We start from the raw sequence: 1,890 nt of genomic DNA, 5'->3' as shown, positions 1-1,890 counted from the left end.
TCTTGCCGCAGCCGGTGGGGCCTTTGAGCATCATCGGCATGCGCACCGAGTAGGCCGCTTGATACAGCGCAACTTCGTCGGCCACGCCGCGGTAGTAGGGTTCTTTTTCGATGCGGTACTGCGCGATCAGGTCATTCATATCAAACTCCATGCTGCATTAGCTTTGATGAGACAGGGTTTACAGGATGTGACAAGCCGGTCAAGCAAGCTGGCGATCCTGAAAAATCATGTAAAAACTGTCGAATCGATTTTTGTTTAGCCGTATGCGGGCCTACTCAATCCGGCCATACCCGATCCGGATGCACGAACGACGGCACCTTGGGTTTGGCGGCCTTGGGTGCGGCAGCGGGCTTGGTTGTTTCCGGCCTGGTTACGCGCTTAGGCGTTGCGACAACTGGTGTCACCATGGCCTCCTGCGCTTGTTGCGACTTGATGTCACGCACACCCTGCACCAGCTTGGATCCCATCTTTTTCACAGACATAAGACCTCCTCAATGATTGCTTCAATATCCGACACGGCATGCTGACCCCGCTTGCCGACACCATATACACTTAGTCCTTCCACGGCCGCGCTGCGATATGCTGCGCGCCGCTGCATGCCGGCGGACAGTACCGGGACATCGAATTCAGCCACTGCCTCGCGCATGTCGCGTGACAGCGCATTGCGCGATTCCAGCTGATTGAGCACCAGGCAGGCACGCAAATTCGGGTTGTCACGCTGCGCATGTTTTACTGCCCGTGCCATATCCACACTCGCCCACAAGTCAATCGGCGAGGGCAATATCGGTATCAGCACCAGATGCGCCATGCGCATGATGGTGGCGACCATCTCGCCTTGCACTGTCGGCGGGCAATCCACCACCACGTAGCGGTGGCTGCGCGCAAGCTTGCCCAGCACATTCGCCGGATTACCCCCCAGCTGGGCTACCCCCGGCAGGCCAGAATTGCCGCCTCCCATGCCGACCCATTGAGTAATCGAACGCTGCGGATCCGCATCCACCAAGTGGGTGCTGTCACGCTGCACCAAACCGGCAGCCAGATTCAGCGCCAAGGTTGTTTTGCCGGTGCCGCCCTTTTGATTGATGACTGCAATGATTCGGTTTGTCATGCCCACCCCGTCTCTTAATCACTCAATATTCGCCGCGTGGTCCCTATCATCGGTCACTACCCCCCCTGCTGCATTGCCAATGCCTTCATTTCGTTTATGAAGCCGGAGTTACGCTGTTGCAATGCCGTTTGCCCGTCCCCATCAATACTGATGTTGGCGTAGGTTTTTCCAAAGCTCACGTCCGGGTAGTAATCCTCGCGCTTGGACAAATCTGCCATCTGGTCAAGAAATCGACGCGTATCGGCATAGCTGGCAAAATCAAAGCGCAGATTCAGGCTTGCAATCCGCTCTCCGCCAGGTGCTGCACCCGCCTGCTTAGCCTCGTTTTCGCTCATCATGCACCCCCGCCAAATCCATCAACATTCGATCCAGTTCGCTTAAGTGACCCAGTTCATCCTGCAAAATACCGGCGAACAGGACTTGCGTCTCACTGTCGCGAATCCGGGCACAATACTGTGTGGCTTCTTCATACAACCGTATCGCCTCTATTTCCAGCGCCCGGTCTATCTGCAACATTTCCGTCACGCTTCGCCCGGTTCGTGCAGGCGGCAACTGTGTAGCATTGGAAGGCACACCCAATACCAGCATCCTTTCCATCAGGCGGCCCGCATGCACCAGCTCTTCATTCACATCGTCACGCAGACGTGCGCTCATTTCGGACAGGCCCCACAGGCCAGTGAGTTTGGCCTGCATGAGATACTGCTGTACTGCCGCCAGCTCGTGGCTGAGGGCGCGTGACAGATACCCGCTCAATCGTGGATCAGCATACATCGACATGGCAC

At 56.7% G+C, this 1,890-nt stretch carries 4 protein-coding genes and 1 pseudogene; all 5 read right to left on the bottom strand.

Annotation, left to right across the window (positions count from 1 at the left end; translation table 11 throughout):
* Positions 1-139, bottom strand: a pseudogene (locus tag ACYCZJ_RS14620) (AAA family ATPase); the annotation flags it as partial.
* A gap of 136 nt (positions 140-275) precedes the next feature.
* Positions 276-482, bottom strand: a complete 207-nt coding sequence (locus ACYCZJ_RS14615; RefSeq protein WP_461554966.1) for a hypothetical protein — start codon at positions 480-482, stop codon at positions 276-278.
* Complete coding sequence (gene parA / locus ACYCZJ_RS14610; protein ID WP_461554965.1) at positions 473-1,108, bottom strand: ParA family partition ATPase; 636 nt, start codon at positions 1,106-1,108, stop codon at positions 473-475. The genes ACYCZJ_RS14615 and parA overlap by 10 nt, the downstream gene beginning before the upstream one ends.
* A gap of 56 nt (positions 1,109-1,164) precedes the next feature.
* Positions 1,165-1,446: a hypothetical protein gene (locus ACYCZJ_RS14605; RefSeq protein WP_461554964.1), complete on the bottom strand. Its 282-nt coding sequence runs from the start codon at positions 1,444-1,446 to the stop codon at positions 1,165-1,167.
* Positions 1,424-1,890 (bottom strand): ferritin-like domain-containing protein (locus ACYCZJ_RS14600; RefSeq protein WP_461554963.1); only part of this gene is annotated, 467 nt, incomplete at its 5' end. The genes ACYCZJ_RS14605 and ACYCZJ_RS14600, both read right to left, overlap by 23 nt.

This window comes from Sulfuriferula sp. (assembly GCF_054605375.1).
Note: the sequence above shows the minus strand (reverse complement) of the source record. Positions and strands in the feature narration are given on the sequence as shown.

Excerpts from the sequence above, each read along its gene's own strand:
- ACYCZJ_RS14615 (WP_461554966.1), bottom strand. The coding sequence starts at position 482 with ATGTCTGTGAAAAAGATGGGATCCAAGCTGGTGCAGGGTGTGCGTGAC.
- parA (WP_461554965.1), bottom strand. The coding sequence starts at position 1,108 with ATGACAAACCGAATCATTGCAGTCATCAATCAAAAGGGCGGCACCGGC.
- ACYCZJ_RS14605 (WP_461554964.1), bottom strand. The coding sequence starts at position 1,446 with ATGATGAGCGAAAACGAGGCTAAGCAGGCGGGTGCAGCACCTGGCGGA.